We start from the raw sequence: 13,743 nt of genomic DNA on the forward strand, positions 1-13,743 counted from the left end.
CGGCGGGAGCGCTGGCCGCGGCCCCCGCCCCGTCGGCGGCCGACACCCTGCTCGCCGCGGCGGACGCGGTCCTGCTGACGACCGTGCTCCCGCTGCTCGGCTTCGTCCTGCTGACCGCCGGCAACGCGTTCTTCGTCGCCGCCGAGTTCGCCCTCGTCACCGTCGACCGCCCCGAGATCGACCGGATGGCCGACGCGGGCGACAAGCGGGCGCGGACCGTGCGCCAGGCCCTGCACGCGCTGTCGTTCCAGCTCTCCGGCGCCCAGCTCGGCATCACCCTGACCGCGCTGCTCACCGGCTACCTCGCCGAACCGGCGCTGTCGCACCTTCTGGAACCGCTGGTGGGGCCGGTGGCCGGCGGCGCCACCAGCGCCGTTGTCGGCCTGCTGGCCCTCGTCGTCGCCACCCTGCTCTCGATGCTGTTCGGCGAGCTGGTGCCGAAGAACGCCGCGCTCGCCCACCCGATGCGGGTCGCGCTGCGCACCGCCGCGCCGATGCGCGCGTTCTCCGCCGCCTGCGCGTGGCTGATCCGCGGCCTCAACAACTCGGCGAACGCCCTCGTCCGCCAGCTCGGCATCGAACCGCAGGAGGAGCTGGCCAACGCCCGCTCCCCGGAGGAGCTGGGCCTGGTGGCCGTCATGTCGGCGCAGGCCGGCGCCCTGCCGGCCGACACCGCCCAGCTCCTGCAGCGGACGATCCGGTTCGCCGACAAGCGGGCCGCCGAGGCGATGACGCCGCGCGTCGACATGGTCGCCCTGAAGTCGACCGCGTCGGTGCGCGACCTGCTCGCCGCCGCGCGCGAGTCGGGGCACAGCCGGTTCCCGGTGTACACCGAGACCGTGGACCAGATCACCGGCGTCGCCAGCCTGGCCGACGCCCTCGCGGTACCGCCGGTCCGGCGCGGGCTGGTCACCGTCGCGGCGTTCGCCCGCGAGCCGATCTACGTACCGGAGAGCCTCGACCTGGACGCCGTCCTCGCCGGGCTGCGCAGCGCCGGGGCCGACCTGGCGATCGTCGTCGACGAGTACGGCGGCACCGACGGCCTGGTCACCGTCGAGGACCTGGCCGAGGAGCTGGTCGGCGTCATCGCCGACGAGCACGACGCCGACCCGCCCGCCCTGCCGGACCTGGTGGACGAGCTGACCGCCCCCGGCGGCGAGCGCACCCACCTGGTCGACGGCGTCCTGCGCGAGGACGAGCTGGTCGAGCAGACCGGCTACCGCCTGCCCGACGGCCCGTACGAGACGCTCGCCGGCTTCCTGCTCGCCCGGCTCGGCCGGCTGCCCGCCGCGGGTGAGTCCGTGCTCGTCGACGGCTGGGAGTTCACGGTGGTCGAGGTGGAGCGGCACCGGATCGCCCAGGTGCGCGTCGTGCGCCCGGAGGAGACCGATGACTAACCTCCTGGTCACCGCGGTCCTGCTGCTCGGCAACGCCTTCTTCGTCGGGGCGGAGTTCGCGCTCATCGCCGCCCGGCACAGCGCCATCGAGCCGCTGGCCGCCACCTCGCGCAGCGCCCGGTGGGCACTGCGCGCGATGAACGACATCCCGCTGATGATCGCCGGTGCGCAGCTCGGCATCACCATCTGCTCGCTCGGCCTCGGCGCCATCGCGGAGCCGGCCTTCGCGCACCTGCTGGAGTCGCCGTTCCAGGCGCTGGGGGTACCGGAGCGGGCCGTCCACCCGGTCGCGTTCGTCATCGCCCTGGGCGTCATCGTCTTCCTGCACACCGTCGTCGGCGAGATGGTCCCCAAGAACATCTCGCTCGCGGGGCCCGAGCGCGCCGTCCGGTACCTCGGCCCGCCGATGCTTGCGTTCTGCCTGCTCACCAAGCCCCTGCTCGCCGCCATGCGGTGGGCGGCCCGCCAGGTGCTGCGGGTCTGGAGCATCGAGGTCAGCGACGCCGTCAAGACCGTCTTCACCGCCGAGGAGCTGGCCGGCCTGGTGACCCAGGCGCGGACCGAGGGCCTGCTCGACCCGCGGGAGCACGCGCGGCTCGCCGGGGCCCTGGCGCTGCGCCAGCGGACCGCCGGGGACGTCGGCCGGCCGTGGCCGGACGTCACCACCGTCGCCGACGACGTGTCCCCGGCCTCGCTGGAGGACCTGGTCAGCCGCACCGGCCGCTCGCGCTTCCCGGTCGTCCACCGCGACACCCGGCGGGTGCTCGGCTTCGTGCACGTCAAGGACATCCTCGGCTACGCCGGCCCCGCCCGCACCGCACCGATCCCGGCGGACGTGGTCCGCCCGCTGCCCGTCGTACCGCCGGACCGCACGCTCGCCGACGTCCTGCTCGGTATGCGCCGCGACCGCCGGCACATGGTCCTGATCAGCGATGGGCGCAGCCCGTTGGGGGTGGTCACGTTGGACGACGTTCTGACCGCGGTCGTCGGGGTCGGCCACGGCGCGCGGGAGGTGCCGGCGTGAACCGCGCCGTACCGGCCGGCCTGGCGGTGCTGCTGTGCGCGGCGCTCGCGGCCTGCCACGCCGACCCGCCCGCGCCGGTACCGCTGGAGGAGCGGGTCGCCGCGCTGACCGACGCCGAGCGCGCGCTGCTGCCGGCCGGGCAGCCGACCACCGCCCGGTTCGGGCTGGACGACCCGGTGTCGCTCACGCCCGAGTCCGCGGGCGCGGCGGCGGACGCGGTGCGCCGGCTCGTCCTGCGGCCGAAGGCGGAGGCCGGCGGCGAGGTGCGCTTCGTGGAGTCCCCGCGCGGGCGGGCGGCGCGGTTCCCGGCCCGGTGCCCGGGCGACGGCCCCGCGTGTCCGCGGGCGATCCTGGAGGCCGACGACGCCTCGCAGCTCAACCCGGACGCCCGGCCGGTCCGGTACGGCGCGCGGCTGCGGATGGCGCCGACCGACGTCGCGGACGGCGCGAACGTCCTGCAGAAGGGCTTCTCGACCGGGCCGGGCGCGCAGTACAAGGTGCAGGTCGACGGCGCGCAGGGCCGGCCGAGCTGCGTCGTCGCCGTGGACGGGAAGATCCACAAGCTGGAGTCGCCGGTCGCGGTCGTCGACGCCAACTGGCACACCGTCGCCTGTACCGCCGCCGACGGCCACCTGCTCATCAACGTCGACGGCCTGGTCACCGAGAAGACCGTCCCGCGCGACCTGCTCCTGCGCAGCGACCAGCCGCTGCGGGTCGGCGGCAAGCACGCGGCGGCGGGCAACGACCAGTTCGCCGGGGAGATCGACGAGGTGTTCGTCAGTATCTACGGATAGTGATGCGTCCATCACGGTCGCGGTGGAATCGGCCGTTCCGACCACATTGCTCGGCGTGCTCCGGTATCGGTATGTGACCGTTGGCGGCACGAGGCTTGCGACCGTGCGGCGCGCTCCCTAACCTGGACCCACGTCGGACCGGACGTCGGTGCCCGCCCCTCGGGTGCGCCGGTCCGCCACCGCCAGCCGCGGCGGCCTCGACCCCTCACGCCGAGCCGCCGCCTCCCCCGGCGGCGGTGCCCGGGTCCCCCGAAGGAGTGCTGCCCTCCGTGGCCAGCGATCACCAGCGGCTCACCGCGCGTTCTGCACCCCGCACGCTGCTCGCCGCCGCCGTCGGCGCGGGCCTCGCCGCCGCCCTCGGCCTACCGGCCGGTCCGGCCGCGGCCGACCCGACAGTCGGCGAGATCGAGAAGCAGATCGACACCGCGTGGAACAAGCTCGAACCGGTCATCGAACAGCACAACGCCGTCCGCACCCAGCTCGCCGACAAGCGCAGGGCCGCGGGCGCGTTCGAGGAGAAGATCAAGCCACTGGCCGGCAAGGTCGACGCGGCGATGGCGCGGGTCGGCCAGTTCGCCAGCGTCCGGTACCGCGGCGGCAACGTCAACGCCATGAACGCGGTCCTGACCAGCGGCTCCCCGACCAGCCTGGTCCGCCAGCTCGGCATCATCGACCAGTTCGCGCGGCGCCAGTCCGCCCAGGTCGCCGACGCGGCCCGGCTGCGCGCGCAGTACCAGGAGAAGAAGGCGCCGCTGGACGCGCTGATCGCCGACCTGGCCAAGTCCGAGGCGGCGCTCAAGCTCAGGGAAGACCAGATCAACGCCGAGGTCAAGAACCTGGAGAAGATGCGCCTGAAGGCGTACGGCAACAGCGGCGGCACCGGCAGCCTGCGCCCCGCCCCCTGCCCGGCCACCTACCCCGGCGGCCCGGTCGGCAAGGTGATCCGCTTCGCCTGCTCCCAGATCGGCAAGCCGTACGTGTGGGCGGCCGAGGGCCCCGGCTCGTACGACTGCTCGGGCCTCACCCTGGCCGCCTGGCGGCAGGCGGGCGTCGGCCTGCCGCACAACGCCGCCGCCCAGCGCCGCGCGATGCGTTCGGTCAGCAAGTCGGAGCTGCGCGCCGGCGACCTGGTCTTCTACTACGGCGACCTGCACCACGTGGCGATCTACGCCGGCAAGTCCGGCGGCGTCCACTGGATGGTCCACGCCCCGTCCTCGGGCGACGTGGTCCGCATGGCGCACATCGACGAGCAGCCGATCCACAGCTTCGGCCGCCCCAAGTTCTGACCGCCGCCCGACGGCGCCCGGGGTTCAGCTACCGGGCGTCGTCGGTGGTGAGCTGCTCGCCGTCGGTCGTCGGCCAGACCCGCCAGTTGCGGTGCGACCGGCTCGGCGTCGGGCCGCGCTGGCCCTGGTAGCGGGACCCGTAGACCGCCGAGCCGTACGGGTGATCGGCGGGCGAGGACAGCCGGAAGATGCAGAGCTGCCCGATCTTCATGCCCGGCCACAGCTTGATCGGCAGGTTGGCGACGTTCGACAGTTCGAGCGTCACGTGCCCGGAGAAGCCCGGGTCGATGAACCCGGCCGTCGAGTGCGTCAGCAGCCCGAGCCGGCCGAGGCTCGACTTGCCCTCCAGCCGCCCGGCGAGCTGGTCGCCCAGCGTGATCACCTCAAGCGTGGAGGCCAGCACGAACTCGCCCGGGTGCAGCACGAACGGCTGCCCGCCGGGCACCTCCACCTCGCTCGTGAGGTCGTCCTGCTGCACCGACGGGTCGATGTGCGTGTACAGGTGGTTGTGGAAGACCCGGAACAGCCGGTCCAGCCGCACGTCGATGCTGGAGGGCTGGATGAGTGCCGGCTCGAACGGCGCGAGGCCGAGCGCGCCGGCCTTCAGCTCCGACACCAGGTCGCGGTCCGAGAGCAGCATGACGTGCACGATAGCCGGACCGCCGGGGCGGGTCAGCCGCGGTACACCGCCCACGCCTGCCGCATCCGCCGGACCTGGCCGGGGGTGAACTCCACCATGCAGCCGTCGTGCCCGTAGTCGAGGTAGTTGCGCACCGGGTCGCGCCCGGCGGCCGCGCAGGTGTCCCGCCCGACGGGGCAGCCGGCCGCCGGCTCCGCCTCGGCCGGGGTGTCCGCCACGTGGTCGCCCTCGCCCGCGCACCCCTGTTCGAAGGTGTGGTACAGGTTCAGCCAGTGCCCGACCTCGTGCACCGCGGTGTCGCCCTCGTTGTACCCGCGCACCTCGCCGCCGGGCAGCGTCTCGGCGTGCAGCACCACCCCGTCGCCCGGGTCCACCGACCGGCTCGGGAACGTGGCCCAGCCGGCCGCCGGGGTGCCGAGCCGGCTGACGTACAGGTTCAGGGTCCGCGCGTCACCCCGGCGCAGCGCGTACTTCATCTGCCGCTCGGCGCGCGAACCGTAGGTGATGTACGCCCACTCCGGCCGCACCACGCGGTTGACGTCGCGCAGCACGAACCGGAACGGCGACGCGGCGCTGCCGGACCCGCCCCGGTACGCGCGGTTCAGCACGTCCATCTGCTTGTCGATCATCTCGTCGGAGACGGCGCCGGTCGCGCGGCGGCCGTCCGCCGAGACGACGTGCACCACGACGGGGACGGTCACCGCCCGGGGCAGCAGGTCGTCGGTGAGGCCCCGGACCAGGCGGGCGAACTCGCGCTCCCGCAGGATCCGCTGGACGCGGGTCAGGCCGGCGCGCAGCGGGTGCCGGATCTGCGGGATGAGGCCGCCGACCAGGTCGAGTTCCCCGGGGTACGGGCGGGCGTCGGCGGCGGACGGGACGCAGTCCGGCGGCGGTGCCGCCGCGGTGGCGGGCGGTACCGCCGACGGCGCGGACGGGGGGGCTGACGTGGGTGCTGACGCGGGAGGGGCGGCGGCGAGGAGGGCGGCGGCGCAGGTGGCGGCGAACAGAGCTGGCAGCGCGGGCACGGGGGTCCCTTCGATGACGGCGCGCGGCGGGCGGGACCGCGGGGACCAAGGGGTCCGTAGCCGTCAACGATTCAAGGCGGCTCGGGGCGCTTCCGTCTGTGCGTCTGGCCGGGCGCGCGGGGATGGAGGGGCGGCTGGCCCGGGCCGGCGGGTGCCGGCGGGGGCGTCCGAAGGGGAGCGTCGCGGTGTGGCGGTCACCCAGCCGGGGAGGGTGGCTCGGCGGGGGTTCACAGCGTCGGGTAGAGTGCATTCACCTGCGGGTGTAGTTCAATGGTAGAACATCAGCTTCCCAAGCTGACAGCGCGGGTTCGATTCCCGTCACCCGCTCAGCGACGAAGGCCCTGAGTCAGAAGCGACTTCTGACTCAGGGCCTTCGATCTTTCAGCTACCCAGAATGGTCGGCGGCCACCCACGGGCCATTAGCGGGTCATGGGCACTGCATGTAGCAGCCCGTGCGCCCTGCGAGTGCTACAGCTTGGCGGCGTACGCGACGGAGGCGTCGTCGGGTTGGGACAGCGTCAGGTGCCTGATGTCGAAGACCGAAGACACCTCCACGTCGAACGGCTTCATGATGTCGCCGGGGCCGAGGTTGTCGCCATCCCGTTCGGGGTAGTTGTCGATGCCGTTCATGACCTGCCACTCCGCCCACAGTTTGTCGAGTTGCGCGTGGTGCAGCCAGAACGTCGGGTCGTTGGGCGATGCGGCGGTCATCATCTGGCCTTTGAAGGCCATATGAATCTCGTCGTGGGGGTTGATCTCCAACGCTTCCCGGTAGCGGGTGTAGTTCGCACCAGAGCGCTTCATGAGTTCGGGCATCTTGTTCAGGCGGCGAGTAAGTCTCCTGCCTGAGACGACGCCCACATTGATCGGCCAGACGTTCTCGTCGAAGAAGCCCTTCCCGTTCTCCTCGGGCTCGACGGCAGGGCCGAACGAATCCACTGTGAAAAGCTCGGCGCCCATCGGATCCACGTACCAGTCCCAGTAGGGGATACTCACCTCTACCGACTTGTCCGGGTTGTGCGTACGTAGATCGGCCTCGAACTCCATCAGAAACCGACGGTGCCACGGCAGGAACGAGTTGGCGCCGTGCGCGTGTGTGTTCCACGCGAAATAGGAATGCCGCTGAACATACCAGTCATAGAGGTTGCCGACGTCTCCGGGACCGGGCGCGGTCTTCAGGGCAAACAGGGCTTTGATGAAAGAGGGGAAATTAGCCCGAGGATCGTCGTACCGGTAACGGGTGATAGCCATGGCAGGGGACCTTCCAGGAAGTCAGGGGATTTCAAGCTGGCTAGTGATGCCGTTGGCCGTACGTTGACCAGTCCGAGTACCGATCGGGAAGGAGTTGACGCCCGATCTCGCGCAGCCGGTCAGCGGCGAGGGTGGTGGCCGCCTCGACAGTCGGCTTCGGTTCGTAGTGGGCGACGGTGCTCCGGTAGCCATTCGAATGGTTCATCATGAACAGGTAGACGCCGTAGATGAGCCCGTACTCGCGGCGCACGCCCGACCGGTCCTCGTACGTCTCGATCAGGACGCGGTCCTTCAGGCCGCCCTGCGGAAGCCCACCCGGCTCCTCCGGGGCACGGACGCTGACCAGCCTGAGGCCCGCGGGGAGTCCGGGTGGGCCCGCCGAACCCGCAGACCTGGCCGCGGTGGCTACGTCGGGCAGAAAGCGATCACCGACGAGGCCCGCCGTACCAGCTACCACGACGCCGGCGAGACCGAGACGCAGTACACGGCGTCGATCCATAGCTCCCATGACGGGCTCCAATCAGGTGTGGCGCGTGCCCCGCCTTTGTGGGTGAGGCGATCGGGTGTCCGGCGGCACCGCTGCGCTGCGTGGTGTCAGACACAGAGACGCTCCACCGTGAGCCGCCAAGCCTCAAGGCCGGCGATGTCCCCCGGACGCCTGGGACGGAACAAGATGCTCTGACCTGCATGAATGGAGTTCGATAGGAACGCCGCCCAAACGCGGGGCCGCAAGTAAACCTCCAGGTGTGCTCAGCCGGGCGCTGGCGGTGCTGGTGGTTGAGGACGTGTACATCGCCGTCGATCGGTTCGTCGGGGCGACGCGGTGGGCGAGGGCAGCCATAGCCGGAGCCGGGTGCGGGGTCATGCCGACGGGTGCGTGATCTGTGTCCAGGAGTTCGGGCCGTTGAATCTGCAACTCCGCCCCGACCGCCGCTGGCGCATGTCCACGCCGGCGGCTCCGGTACTGGGACGAAAGTCAGGCGGGGGCGCCGCCGATGCCGATCTCGTTGCCGTCGGGATCCCGGAACACCGCCTTGCGGACGCCGTTCTCGTAGGTCTCCCGCGTGTCCGGCAGTACGCCCCGGGCCGCCAGCGCGGCGAGCCGCTCGTCGAAGTCGCCGACGAAGACGGTGTGCATCGCGTGCCCTGCCCGGGCCGGCCGCACCTCGATGTACAGGTACCGGTGGGTGTCCAGCTCCCATACCGCTTCGGTGTCGTTGGGCAGGAACGACGGCGGCCCGCCGAGGAGCCGGGCGTACCAGTCGACCGCCGCGGCGTAGTCCCGGACGGGGATGCCCGCGAACAGGTCCAGCGTCATGCGCCCATGCTACGGCCGGCGGCGGTGTGCGAAGTGAACAGCCGCCGTGGACTTCGTGCGCCTGGGCGCAACGGGCTTGCGCCGCGGCGGCGTCGCGCGGAGGATCCTCCGCGCGATGCGAGAGTTCTCGGTTCCTGAGCGCCTCGGGGCGGCCGGCGCCGCGGCGGCGCTGGCGGCGTTGCTCACCCCCCGCGTGCGCGCGGCGACGGGGTGGGGTGTGCCCTGCCCGCTGCGCACCGTGACAGGTGTGCCGTGTCCGGCGTGTGGCCTGACGACGGCGGCGGAGGCGCTGGTGGGCGGCGACGCGGCCGGCGCCGCGGCGGCCAACCCCGCGGTCTTCGGGCTCGCGGCGCTGACGGTCGTCGGGCTGGCGGCGCTGGCCCGCCGGGGCCTGCGGGGCGGGGCGCCGGTGCCGTGGTCCGCGGCGGCGCGGCGCCGGGTGGGCTGGGTGGTCGCGGTCGTCGCGGTGGGCAGTTGGGCGTTCCAACTGCGTCGTTTCGGAGTCATGTAGACAGTCGGGAGCAGGGAGAGTCATGAACTATGCCAGTTGGGTCCGGCGCGTCGGGGCGAGCCTCGTGGACGGGGCCGCGGTGTCGGTGCCCGTCATCGCGGGGGCCTCGGTCCAGGGCGCGACGATGCAGGGGGCGTCCCCGTCCGGGGCGGGGGCGGTGGCGTACTGGATCGGGCTGCTGATCTCGCTGGGGCTGTGGGTGTTCAACCGGCTGATCCGGCAGGGCGGCACCGGGCAGAGCTGGGGCAAGAGCGTGCTCGGGCTGCGGCTCGTGGGCGAGGAGACGGGGCGGCCGGTGGGGGCGGGGATGGCGTTCGTCCGCGAACTGGCGCACGTCATCGACCAGGTCCTGTGCATGGTCGGCTACCTGTTCCCGCTGTGGGACACCAGGCGCCAGACGATCGCCGACAAGCTGCTGAAGACCGTCGTCGTGCGCTGACGCGGGCGTCCCGACCGGCCCGGTGGGTCCGTCCCGGCGCCGGGAACCGGCGGCGGACCCCTGAGGTCGGTGGTGCCCTTGGGGCGCAGTCGCCTGCCGGGTCAAGGGTTCTGGAGCGATTCTCGCGTTCGGGTGACACGGTTCCGGGCCGGTCTGAGACTGGGTGTCGTCCCACACCCATACCGAACGGGAGCGAATCGTATGAGCGCACCGACCGCCAAAGCCGCGAAGGGGGCCGCCGCCACACAGGGCGGCCTGTTCATCGGCAGTTGGCAGATCGGCACCCGGCAGGCCGGCGCCCCGACGCTGTCGATCCACTGTACGTTCGACGCCGCGAGCGGCTCGGTCCACGGACTCGGCCAGCTCCAGCAGAGCACCGACCCGCCGCTGGACATGTCCTGCCGGCTGGACGGCGACTACGCGTACCTGACGGTCATGCCGGACGCGAGCCACATCATGCTGACGCTGACCGGGCACCCCGCGCTGCACTGGCCGACGCCCGGCGGTCCGGGTCCGATGGTTCAGCCGGTCCTCAACCTGCGGATGGTGCTCGCCGCCGACTGGCAGACGGGTACCGCGACCTTCCAGTACCGCCGGCCGGACGGCCGCTGGGAGCGGGTCGAGTCCGCGCCCTGCCAGACGATCACCGACGCCCCGCTCGCTGGCATGCCGTGAGGAGAGAGCACATGCAGACCGTGATCCTGACCCCCGAGGACGTCAGCGCCACCTACCGGGCCGGAACGCTGACCATCGAGGCTTCCGGCCACGAGGACGGGGTGACCGACATCGCGATCGTCAGCGCCGACGCCGAGCCGGTGACCCCGCCGCCGTTCCGGGTGCAGGGCCAGCAGTCCCCGGCCGTCGGCCACTTCCCGTACCAGGTCGAGGCCACCTTCCCGGTGGACGGCGACCCGCAGGAGATCGCGATCGAGAGCCCGAACGGCACCCTGATGGTGTCGGTGCGCTCGCTGACGTCGCGCTGAACCGGACGCACACCCCCGCCGCCGCCCCCGGACCCGCCAGCCGGGGGCGGCGGCATCCCCTTTCGCCGAGGAGGACCCGTGGACGCCGCCGCGCTGCTGCGGTACTGCCTGGCCAAGCCGGGCGCCTGGCAGGACGAGCCCTGGGAGGGCGACCTGGTCGCCAAGGTCGGTGACAGGATCTTCGCTTTCCTGGGGTCCGGGGCGCCGACGGTCGGGGTCAAGTGCGGGCCGGACCGCGCGGTCGCCGACGAGTGGCTGCTGCGGTACCCGGAGGCGGCGCGGCCGATGCCGTACCTGGCCCGGTACGGCTGGAACAGCCTCCAGCTCGACGGGCCGATCCCGGCGGCCGAGCTGCGCGAGGCGGTCGACGCCTCGTACGAGGCGGTGGTGGCCAGGTTGCCCCGCGCCCGTCGCCCCGCCTGACCCGTCGCCCCGCCTGACCCGCCGGCCGCGCCGCGGCGGCCGGCGCCGGTGGTCAGGCCGGCTGACAGGTGACGTTGGACAGGCCCTTGCGCGCGCCGGTCGAGGCGTTGTCGCACAGCACGTGGTTGTCCAGGCCGGGCGCCACGTGGAAGCCCCACCCCGGCCCGTCGACCTGGGCGGTGTTGCCGGCGAACACGTTGCCCCGCCCCCAGCCCCCGACGACCTGGCCAGCCCGGAAGCCGTCGCCGTGGGAGAGCTGCCCGCGGTTGCCGCGGACCTCCCAGCCGTTGCCGCGGACCGTCACCCACGCGTCGGCGTACGCGCCGGTGAGCCGCGAGCCGTCGAAGGTGTTGCCGGCGATCCGGCCGCCCGACGTACCCTCGCGGGCCACGACCGCCTCGGTGGTGGTGGCCGAGATCCGGTTGTCCCGGATCACGTTGCGGTCGCAGGCGTCGGGCAGGCAGGCCGACACGGCGCACCAGTGGCCGGCGGCCGAGCCGACGGTGACGCCCGCGCCGCCGGCCGGCCGGCGCAGGCCGGTGGCCCGCAGGGTGTTGCCCGCGACCAGGTTGTCGGTGGCGCCGTGGCGCAGGTGGACGGCGGTCTCGCCGACCTGCTCGACGGTCAGCCCCTGGACGACGACGCGGCGGCCGCGGTCCACCAGCAGGCCGGTCCCGCCGTTGCGGACGGTGAAGCCGACCAGCCGGACGAAGGAGGCGCCGGCCAGGTGCAGGACCCGGCCGTGCGGGCGCCCGCCGCCGTCGAGGACGGCCCCGGGGCCGCCGCAGACGAACAGCGGCGCCGCGGGCGTACCCGAGGCGCGCAGCAGGAACCGGCCGCGGTACACGCCGTCGGCCAGCCGGATCGCGGTGCCGGGCCCGGCCGCGGCGAGCGCGGCGGCGAGCTGGCCGGGGCCGGCGACGCGCACGGTGGCCGCCGGGCAGGCCGCCGCCCGGCGGGGCGCGGGCGAATCGGCGGCCGGGGCGGCGGCGGGCGCGGCCAGGAACGGCGCCGGGGCCGGCGCGGGGGGCCGGACCACCGCCAGCAGCGCGACGGCGACGGCGGCCGCGGCGATGACGCTGATGGCGGCGACCGCGGGCAGGGGCATGCGGGTGGCGAGTACCCGCTCGGTGCGCGCGGGCGGGGGCGTTGCGGACACACCGGTCCAACGACCGGCCATGGACGTCGGTCACCACTGTGGAGGTGGCCGTATGCTGTCCGGCCGGTTGCCGGCACAGTGACGGCAGCCGATGGCGCGGCCGCGCGGCGGCCGGTCGGGGCGACTCCCGGCGCGCGCGGGAGGCCGGCGGGAGGGGGCGGGGCGGGGTGCGCTGGGGGGTGGGCCGCGCAGCGGCCGGAGCTGGCCGGTCGGCCGACGGCAGACGGCCGCGCGGTGGACGGCCGGCGACCGACAGGCCGTACCCGCTCATCCTTGCCACGACCCGGCGAAACCGGGCAGGCAAATCGCGGCGGTCGGGGAGCCAACCTCATTCTGTGCGGAGCGTCGATCAGGCATGCTGAACGCGATAACCATGCGAATCCCACGCCCGGGCCGTCGCCCGCTCAGTTCTGGTTCCCGCGCCGGCCTCGGCGCGGCCTTCGTGCTGGTCGCGCTGGTCTGCGTGGTCGAGCTGGCCGACGGCACGGACGCCAACTACGTCGGGTTGCTGGCCGCGGCGCCGTTCCTCGCGGCGGCGTTCGCGGCCTGGCCGGTGGTGCTGTCGGTGGGCGTGCTGGCCAGCGTCCTGGGCATCGTGTTCGCGATGGGGACCGGCGTGTTCGCGTCGCAGACCGCGGTGATCAACGTACTGGGGATCATCGCGTCGACGGGCGTCGCGGCGGGGGTGGCCACGATCCGCGAGCGGCAGACGGTCCGCATCGCGGAGCTGACCCGGCTCGCGTCGGTCGCGCAGCAGGCGGTCCTGCGCCCGCTGGGCCCGCAGATCGGGATGCTGCCGGTGGCCGGGCGGTACATCTCGGCGACGGCGGCGGCCGACATCGGCGGCGACCTGTACGAGGCGCTGGACACGCCGTACGGGGCGCGGATCATCATCGGCGACGTGCGCGGCAAGGGCCTGGACGCGGTCCGGCTGGCGAGCATCGTGCTGGGCTCGTACCGGCACGTCGCCTACGAGCGGGCCGACCTGCGCGCGATCGTCTCGGACCTGGACCGCGCGGTGGCCCGCTCGGTGGGCGACGAGGACTTCGTGACCGCGGCGCTGGTCGAGGAGCGCGGCGGCACCCTGACGATCGTGAACTGCGGGCACCCGCCGCCGCTGCTCCTGCGCCGCGGTCAGGTGATCACCCTGGATCCGCCGTCGCCCGCGCCGCCGCTGGGCTTCATGCCGGTGGTGAAGCCGCGGGTGGAGCGGCTGGAGCCGGGTGACCGGCTGCTGCTGTTCACCGACGGGCTCGGCGAGGCCCGCCGCGACGGCGAGTTCTTCCCCACCGCCGAACGGGCGTGGCGGCTGCTCGGCCACGGGACGGTCGGCGACGGGCTGGCGTCGCTGGAGTCGGCGCTGGTGGAGTGGGTCCGCGGACAGCTCGACGACGACATCGCCCTGGTGCTCCTGGAGTACGTCGGGCCGCAGTCGACGACGCCGGTGCCGCAGGTGCCGAGCTGGGAGGTCGAGGCCCCCGCCCTCTGACCGC

General features: G+C 73.4%; 16 protein-coding genes and 1 tRNA gene. 11 read left to right on the top strand and 6 right to left on the bottom strand.

Going from position 1 to position 13,743, the window contains the following annotated elements:
• Positions 1–74 precede the first annotated feature (74 nt).
• The 4 genes from IEY75_RS14740 (at position 75) to IEY75_RS14755 (ending at position 4,501) form a co-directional block, all read left to right on the top strand.
• Positions 75–1,397, top strand: coding sequence for a hemolysin family protein (locus tag IEY75_RS14740; RefSeq protein WP_189115013.1), 1,323 nt, complete (start codon positions 75–77; stop codon positions 1,395–1,397).
• Complete coding sequence (locus tag IEY75_RS14745) at positions 1,390–2,421, top strand: hemolysin family protein (protein ID WP_189114921.1); 1,032 nt, start codon at positions 1,390–1,392, stop codon at positions 2,419–2,421. The genes IEY75_RS14740 and IEY75_RS14745 overlap by 8 nt, the downstream gene beginning before the upstream one ends.
• Positions 2,418–3,215 carry a LamG-like jellyroll fold domain-containing protein gene (locus tag IEY75_RS14750; RefSeq protein WP_189114922.1) on the top strand — a complete coding sequence of 266 codons (798 nt, stop codon included), beginning with the start codon at positions 2,418–2,420 and terminating at the stop codon, positions 3,213–3,215. The genes IEY75_RS14745 and IEY75_RS14750 overlap by 4 nt, the downstream gene beginning before the upstream one ends.
• Before the next feature lie 269 nt (positions 3,216–3,484).
• Entirely contained in the window at positions 3,485–4,501 is a 1,017-nt protein-coding gene (locus tag IEY75_RS14755; RefSeq protein ID WP_229789723.1) for a C40 family peptidase, read from the top strand.
• A gap of 28 nt (positions 4,502–4,529) precedes the next feature.
• Here the strand turns inward: IEY75_RS14755 and dcd are convergent, their stop codons facing one another.
• Together dcd and IEY75_RS14765 are read right to left on the bottom strand one after the other, a co-directional pair.
• Positions 4,530–5,141: a dCTP deaminase gene (gene dcd, locus IEY75_RS14760; RefSeq protein WP_189114923.1), complete on the bottom strand. Its 612-nt coding sequence runs from the start codon at positions 5,139–5,141 to the stop codon at positions 4,530–4,532.
• Positions 5,142–5,173: 32 nt separating this feature from the next.
• Complete coding sequence (locus tag IEY75_RS14765) at positions 5,174–6,166, bottom strand: zinc metalloprotease (RefSeq protein ID WP_189114924.1); 993 nt, start codon at positions 6,164–6,166, stop codon at positions 5,174–5,176.
• A 256-nt stretch (positions 6,167–6,422) separates the two neighbouring features.
• Between IEY75_RS14765 and IEY75_RS14770 the strand changes: the two genes are divergently transcribed.
• Positions 6,423–6,493: transfer RNA gene (locus tag IEY75_RS14770), tRNA-Gly, on the top strand.
• 141 nt (positions 6,494–6,634) lie between these two features.
• Here IEY75_RS14770 and IEY75_RS14775 read toward each other — a convergent pair.
• The 3 genes from IEY75_RS14775 to IEY75_RS14785 all read right to left on the bottom strand — a co-directional run bounded on the left by IEY75_RS14775 (position 6,635) and on the right by IEY75_RS14785 (position 8,735).
• A complete protein-coding gene (locus tag IEY75_RS14775) occupies positions 6,635–7,417 on the bottom strand; it encodes a tyrosinase family protein (RefSeq protein ID WP_189114925.1) in 783 nt (260 codons plus the stop codon).
• A 40-nt stretch (positions 7,418–7,457) separates the two neighbouring features.
• Complete coding sequence (locus tag IEY75_RS14780; protein ID WP_189114926.1) at positions 7,458–7,916, bottom strand: hypothetical protein; 459 nt, start codon at positions 7,914–7,916, stop codon at positions 7,458–7,460.
• A gap of 477 nt (positions 7,917–8,393) precedes the next feature.
• A complete protein-coding gene (locus IEY75_RS14785; protein ID WP_189114927.1) occupies positions 8,394–8,735 on the bottom strand; it encodes a VOC family protein in 342 nt (113 codons plus the stop codon).
• A 115-nt stretch (positions 8,736–8,850) separates the two neighbouring features.
• Here IEY75_RS14785 and IEY75_RS14790 point away from each other — a divergent pair, with 115 nt between their 5' ends.
• The 5 genes from IEY75_RS14790 to IEY75_RS14810 all read left to right on the top strand — a co-directional run bounded on the left by IEY75_RS14790 (position 8,851) and on the right by IEY75_RS14810 (position 11,091).
• Positions 8,851–9,246, top strand: a complete 396-nt coding sequence (locus tag IEY75_RS14790) for a DUF2752 domain-containing protein (protein ID WP_189114928.1) — start codon at positions 8,851–8,853, stop codon at positions 9,244–9,246.
• 22 nt (positions 9,247–9,268) lie between these two features.
• Entirely contained in the window at positions 9,269–9,685 is a 417-nt protein-coding gene (locus tag IEY75_RS14795) for an RDD family protein (RefSeq protein ID WP_189114929.1), read from the top strand.
• Positions 9,686–9,886: 201 nt separating this feature from the next.
• Entirely contained in the window at positions 9,887–10,360 is a 474-nt protein-coding gene (locus tag IEY75_RS14800) for a DUF1842 domain-containing protein (RefSeq protein WP_189114930.1), read from the top strand.
• 11 nt (positions 10,361–10,371) lie between these two features.
• Entirely contained in the window at positions 10,372–10,668 is a 297-nt protein-coding gene (locus tag IEY75_RS14805; protein WP_189114931.1) for a hypothetical protein, read from the top strand.
• Positions 10,669–10,746: 78 nt separating this feature from the next.
• Positions 10,747–11,091 (top strand): MmcQ/YjbR family DNA-binding protein, encoded by a 345-nt coding sequence (locus IEY75_RS14810; RefSeq protein ID WP_189114932.1) that lies wholly within the window; start codon positions 10,747–10,749, stop codon positions 11,089–11,091.
• Between the two features lie 52 nt (positions 11,092–11,143).
• Here the strand turns inward: IEY75_RS14810 and IEY75_RS14815 are convergent, their stop codons facing one another.
• Positions 11,144–12,271, bottom strand: a complete 1,128-nt coding sequence (locus IEY75_RS14815; protein WP_229789724.1) for a right-handed parallel beta-helix repeat-containing protein — start codon at positions 12,269–12,271, stop codon at positions 11,144–11,146.
• A gap of 334 nt (positions 12,272–12,605) precedes the next feature.
• On the opposite strand from IEY75_RS14815, the gene IEY75_RS14820 reads away from it, so the two are divergent.
• A complete protein-coding gene (locus IEY75_RS14820; protein ID WP_189114934.1) occupies positions 12,606–13,739 on the top strand; it encodes a PP2C family protein-serine/threonine phosphatase in 1,134 nt (377 codons plus the stop codon).
• Positions 13,740–13,743: the final 4 nt, after the last annotated feature.

It is taken from the genome of Pilimelia terevasa, from assembly GCF_014647915.1.
Classification (GTDB): Bacteria; Actinomycetota; Actinomycetes; order Mycobacteriales; family Micromonosporaceae; genus Pilimelia; species Pilimelia terevasa.

What these genes read in the sequence shown, in the direction of transcription:
- IEY75_RS14745 (WP_189114921.1), top strand. Translation starts at nt 1,390, where the DNA reads ATGACTAACCTCCTGGTCACCGCGGTCCTGCTGCTCGGCAACGCCTTC.
- dcd (WP_189114923.1), bottom strand. Translation starts at nt 5,141, where the DNA reads ATGCTGCTCTCGGACCGCGACCTGGTGTCGGAGCTGAAGGCCGGCGCG.
- IEY75_RS14775 (WP_189114925.1), bottom strand. Translation starts at nt 7,417, where the DNA reads ATGGCTATCACCCGTTACCGGTACGACGATCCTCGGGCTAATTTCCCC.
- IEY75_RS14780 (WP_189114926.1), bottom strand. Translation starts at nt 7,916, where the DNA reads ATGGATCGACGCCGTGTACTGCGTCTCGGTCTCGCCGGCGTCGTGGTA.
- IEY75_RS14785 (WP_189114927.1), bottom strand. Translation starts at nt 8,735, where the DNA reads ATGACGCTGGACCTGTTCGCGGGCATCCCCGTCCGGGACTACGCCGCG.
- IEY75_RS14790 (WP_189114928.1), top strand. Translation starts at nt 8,851, where the DNA reads ATGCGAGAGTTCTCGGTTCCTGAGCGCCTCGGGGCGGCCGGCGCCGCG.
- IEY75_RS14795 (WP_189114929.1), top strand. Translation starts at nt 9,269, where the DNA reads ATGAACTATGCCAGTTGGGTCCGGCGCGTCGGGGCGAGCCTCGTGGAC.
- IEY75_RS14800 (WP_189114930.1), top strand. Translation starts at nt 9,887, where the DNA reads ATGAGCGCACCGACCGCCAAAGCCGCGAAGGGGGCCGCCGCCACACAG.
- IEY75_RS14805 (WP_189114931.1), top strand. Translation starts at nt 10,372, where the DNA reads ATGCAGACCGTGATCCTGACCCCCGAGGACGTCAGCGCCACCTACCGG.
- IEY75_RS14815 (WP_229789724.1), bottom strand. Translation starts at nt 12,271, where the DNA reads ATGGCCGGTCGTTGGACCGGTGTGTCCGCAACGCCCCCGCCCGCGCGC.
- IEY75_RS14820 (WP_189114934.1), top strand. Translation starts at nt 12,606, where the DNA reads ATGCTGAACGCGATAACCATGCGAATCCCACGCCCGGGCCGTCGCCCG.